This window comes from Paracoccus sp. IB05, assembly GCF_016405985.1.
GTDB lineage: Bacteria > Pseudomonadota > Alphaproteobacteria > Rhodobacterales > Rhodobacteraceae > Pseudogemmobacter.
Window position 1 is genome coordinate 1 of the sequence record NZ_JAEFCF010000081.1, and the last position, 3,842, is coordinate 3,842.

The window sequence follows — 3,842 nt, forward strand, 5'->3', positions numbered from 1 at the left end:
TCCGCTCAACCGATCCGCATTCAGGCTCAGCGCCAGAACCCCCGCAAGATCGCCGTGAAGCGTCAGGTCGAGGCTCATCCGCTTGCCCTTGGTCGGCACCGGCGTCGCCACGGTCTTCGAGATCAGGCCCCGTATCGCCTCACGCGCCTCGGACTTGCCGAACGGTTCCGTCAGGCCCGCGATCAGGCTGCGGATCCGTTCGTGATAAGTGTCTGCCATCTTCGGGTGGATGCGGATCGTTGATCCTGCGGCAGGGGCGGCGGCGAGTTCCTTCTCCAGCTGCTTCTGGCGGGTATCCAACTGTTCCAGCTGGCCCTAATCCGCTCGGGCGGAAGACCGGCGGCGAGGGCCTTCACCAGCGTATCCTGCTCCTTGATGACCTTGGCCAGTTCCTTCTCCCTGACCGCGCGGTCATCGGTGCGGGTGGAGGCCAGGCGGTTGCGCTCGGCGATATATTCCGCCGCGAAGACCTTCACCAGTTCCGGGTCCATCAGCCGGTCCGAGAGGATGGTCAGGATCCGGCCTTCCAGATCCTGCCGGGTGATGCCGGTGCGGTTGGGGCAGACCGAGGTGCCCTTGTTGCGCGAGTTCGAGCACCCGAAGCGATCCTTGCCGATGGTGGAGAAACCGCCACCGCAGCAGCCGCATTTGACGAGGCCTGTCAGCAGGAAGCGCGGCTCGCGCCGCTCCCAGGCCTCGCGCTCGGTCTGTTCGATCTTGCGGCCCTCCTGACGAGCCTTCACCTTGTCCCAGAGATCCTGATCGATGATGCGCAGTTCCGGGACATCCTTGATGATCCAGTCCGATTCCGGGTTGGGTCTTGCCTGAGGCTTGCCGGTCTGGGGGTCCTTGATGAACTTCTGCCGGTTCCAGACCAGCTTGCCGATATAGAGTTCGTTGTTCAGGATCCCGGTGCCGCGCTTCGGATTGCGGTGGATGGTGGATTTGTCCCATTTGCCGCCGCGCGGGCCGGACACGCCTTCGCGGTTCAGCATGTCGGCGATTTTGTTCGGCGACTCCCCATCGAGATAAGCGTGGAAGATCCGCTGCACCACCGCCGCTTCCTCGGGGATGATCTCGCGGTCCCCGCGTTTGAGTTCGCCGTCTTCGGTCAGGCTGCGCAGCACCTTGTAGCCATAGGCATTGCCGCCGCCGGACTTGCCCGCCTCAATCCGGCCGCGCAGCCCCCGGTGGGTCTTGGTTGACAGATCGGCAAGGGTCACCGAGTTCATCGTGCCTTTGAAGCCGATGAGCATCTGGGTGACTTCGCCTTCATGCAGCGTGTTTATCTTCACGCCCGCGAAGGTCATGTTGTCGTAGATACTGGCGATATCGGCCTGTCCCCGGGAAATCCGCTCCATGCCTTCGGCTAGAACGATGTCGAACTTCCGGGCGCGGCCGTCCTGGATCATCCGCTGCACCCCAGGCCGCAGGATCACATGCGAGCCCGAGATCGCGGTGTCCCCATAGACGGCGCTCACGCTCCAGCCCATGCGCTCCGCATGTTCCCGGCATAGCCGGATCTGGTCATCGCAGGAGGTCGGGTTCTGCATATCCGTCGAGCAACGGGCGTAGATTGCAACGCGCAAAGCCATGGGAGTAACTCCGGTATCGGTGGTCGTTCTGGTCAAGGGGCGTCACCGCCACGCTCAGCTGCATGGTCTTCGCGGGCGGCATCGCGGGCGAGCGCCCGGACAAGTGCCAGAATCTGGTCCCGATGCTGCTCCGGCAGATCGCGCAGCACAAGCATCGTCTGCGGCGCGGGCGCGGGCAGATCGACCGGGGACGCATCAGCGGCGGGGCTGGTCGCCCCGCTCTGATGCCGCTTCCCGGCAATGTGCTTCCTCGCTCGCGCCATTGGCCGAGTGCTCCCGCCCTCCGGCGCCGCAATGGCGGCCGGGGGTTCATATCGATCTGATTGTCTGCCGGATCAGGTCCGGCGCTGCTCAGCTCAATATAAGTCACGCGTGGCGCCCCGAATTGGGAAAAGCGGGCCAAATTAGCCGCGCAAGTCGGTATTATGTGGATAACCTCACCTCAGATTGTGCGTGGGAAAAACTATGTCGATTTATTTGATCCGCTAATGGGGCTGGCTGATGCTGATCAGGCGAGGGTCAGAAAAATGAAGAAACCGAAATAACTGAAAATTTAGACTTTAAGCGCCTGAAGAAGAAACCGAAAAATAAAACAACTCACCTTCCTGTCAGGAAAAAGAAAATGAAAAACTCCCATCGGCGTGATGAAAAAGAAAAGGAATGAAGCAAAGCGCCGAGGATGCGGCGCAAGATATGATGGCCGAGTTTGAAGCTATGACGGTCAGGTTGCTCCGATATGGTGGCCGATTTGACTCGAGAAGATGGCCGTTTTTGTGTGGTGAAATTCTTATTCCCTTCGATATGTCCGACGTGTTTGGGTAATGTGAAAATCTATATCAGCATACGTTCCTCAGGATGATATCGTGCGGCAGATGCTCACCGTGAGGCGTTGCGGCACCACCACCACCAGAGTTCCGCGTCGAGGAAGCCCTCTGGTGCTTGACGAACCCGCGGCTCGTTATCCAGGTCTGTGCCGAATGCGGGTCCATCTCTTTCGATGGCGGCATCAATCTTTGCACGAACCTCAGGAACGAGGATGTCGGCGAGGCGGATAACCCTGTGGCCATCGCCCAGAACGATCACCGGCAGACCGCCGATCTCCGTATCATCCGGCTGCGTTCGATGGCGCTTCAGTGCGGCTTCGTATCGGGGGAAGTCGGCGAGCAGGATCTGCTGCATCGGGCGGCAGGCGTTTGCGATCATCGCGCCAGCATGTCCGTCACCGACAAACCGGCACCAGCCACCGGTCGTCGACAGCCAGTCCGAAGACGTCATACCGACCACATCAACCAGATCGTAGCCGATGAAAACTTGCGGGAATGATCCGAGCGGACCAATCCGCGCTGCCGCTGCCTGGTTGCCGGGCACGCCAAGGGGAGGCGGTTCGAACGCCCAGAGCATCAGGGCATCGTAATGGGCGTCAGTGAACTTCTTCTTGTTCATAGTGGTCTCCTCATTGTGGGAATTTGGCTGGCGCAGGTCAGCGTTCTTCGCCCTTCCACTCGCGGGCGAACCACCACCAGAGGGTGCTGTCGGCATAGTCCGCAGGCATCGCGGTGACGCGGAGGTCGCCGACCAGCCGACCATCGAGATCTGGACCGAAACTGTCGAGGAAGTGCTGGAAGGCGGCCCTCACTTCCGGAATCTCGATATCCCCAAGCCGAATAGCGTCGCGACCGCCGCCGAGGTTGAAGACCGGCAATCCGGCGCAAAACCCGGTCTCGGGCTGGCTCGCGTAGCGGCGCAGGGCGGCATTGAAGGCGCGGCGGTCTTCGATAATCCGTGCTTGGGCCACTTTGCAGGCGCTGGAGATCTGGTCGAAGGAGCCGCTGCCTCCGATCAACTTGCGCCAGCCGATCCCGGCGACTGCCAGCCAGCTGGACGTGGTGATGCCTATAATTCATGACTGACGCCGCCGATCATCACATCCACCGACGTGCCGGACGTGCCGAAACGAACCGTGTCGAAATGAACAGGATCAGGACAGGGCCGACCAATTGGTGCGGGTTCGAAAGCCCATTCAAAGAACGCCGTATAGTAAGAGTCGTCAAACACAGTGGTCATGGCGATACCCTCTTTAAACGGCGTGAGGTTCAGGTTGATCATCAGCGATCTGCGTCAGTTCGGGCGGCGCGGTCCCGCACTGCGCAGAAGGCACCTGCCGATCAGTGCGATCGGACGAGGATTGCGAGTTGAGCTACTCGCCGATGTTTGGACAGCATTCCGGGTGAGTTAAGCTACTGCCTG

Annotated in this window: 5 protein-coding genes and 1 pseudogene; all 6 read right to left on the reverse strand. The window is 60.7% G+C overall.

What is annotated here, in order from left to right; translation table 11 throughout:
• Window positions 1–219, reverse strand: a pseudogene (locus JC607_RS25730) (recombinase family protein); the annotation flags it as partial.
• Entirely contained in the window at window positions 183–1,595 is a 1,413-nt protein-coding gene (locus tag JC607_RS25005; protein WP_370584957.1) for a recombinase family protein, read from the reverse strand. The gene JC607_RS25005 and the pseudogene JC607_RS25730, both read right to left, overlap by 37 nt.
• 32 nt (window positions 1,596–1,627) lie before the next feature.
• Complete coding sequence (locus JC607_RS25010; protein WP_198839417.1) at window positions 1,628–1,858, reverse strand: hypothetical protein; 231 nt, start codon at window positions 1,856–1,858, stop codon at window positions 1,628–1,630.
• Between the two features lie 613 nt (window positions 1,859–2,471).
• Entirely contained in the window at window positions 2,472–3,038 is a 567-nt protein-coding gene (locus JC607_RS25015) for a hypothetical protein (protein WP_198839418.1), read from the reverse strand.
• A gap of 37 nt (window positions 3,039–3,075) precedes the next feature.
• On the reverse strand, window positions 3,076–3,438 hold the full coding sequence (locus JC607_RS25020) for a hypothetical protein (protein WP_198839419.1): 363 nt from the start codon (window positions 3,436–3,438) through the stop codon (window positions 3,076–3,078).
• A 50-nt stretch (window positions 3,439–3,488) separates the two neighbouring features.
• On the reverse strand, window positions 3,489–3,701 hold the full coding sequence (locus JC607_RS25025; protein ID WP_198839420.1) for a hypothetical protein: 213 nt from the start codon (window positions 3,699–3,701) through the stop codon (window positions 3,489–3,491).
• Window positions 3,702–3,842 lie beyond the last annotated feature (141 nt).